Consider the following 720-nt stretch of genomic DNA (forward strand, 5'->3'; position numbering starts at 1 on the left):
AACAAGAAAACCAATCGCAACAGTGGCCACACCCATGCTCGACTTTACTGGTTTGGGTATTTTGCAAGAAGCTCTATTATCCCCAGCCTTTTGCGCAACGTTGATCACTTAAGCTTTAAATTTCTCTTTAAATCTACGTTTTTTAATGATTTACTTCCTTCTCTGTTGATATTATTAAACGTCAACTGAGTTATGAGAGACGTCGCTCGGCATATAGAAAATATACAAAAATTTTTAAAAAAATAAAATTTTTTCTCGATTTAAAATGAAAACATAGCGAAAAAATTGATTAGTAGCTATTCAAAACGACGATTTAGTACATTTTCCACCAACATTTTAGAACCCAACCAGCTACAATAGCGGCCTGTAATTAACTAGACGTGACCGTCTTCCAACGGATAGGATGCTAGCCTCCGAAGCTGGCGATACAGGTTCGATTCCTGTCGGTCGCACCATTCAAACCATTTCTTGGTTTAAATTTAACTACCAATTTGTATGCGCTGAGGTGCACCGATAGTTAATGCCAGTCGCCTTCATTTTCTTCTTTAAATCTACGAGTTGAGTTTATTAATAGCTTACTGCTAGATATTAGGCGTCCGCAGCTGGCAATATAGGCTTTGCTCCTAAGTCATACGCCCCCTTGCTGTCAAACAGCGTTCAATATTTACCACCTGTCAGCGTCCAAATTTTTCCATTTTATCGGCTTGTTCAGAACGATTT

General features: G+C 38.5%; 1 tRNA gene. It reads left to right on the top strand.

The window, feature by feature from the left end:
* Window positions 1-380: 380 nt before the first annotated feature.
* Window positions 381-455: transfer RNA gene (locus tag QN395_RS21375), tRNA-Arg, on the top strand.
* The last annotated feature ends 265 nt before the right edge of the window (window positions 456-720 follow it).

The sequence above is a fragment of the Undibacterium sp. RTI2.2 genome (assembly GCF_035018705.1).
In the GTDB taxonomy this organism is placed as follows: Bacteria; Pseudomonadota; Gammaproteobacteria; order Burkholderiales; family Burkholderiaceae_D; genus Undibacterium.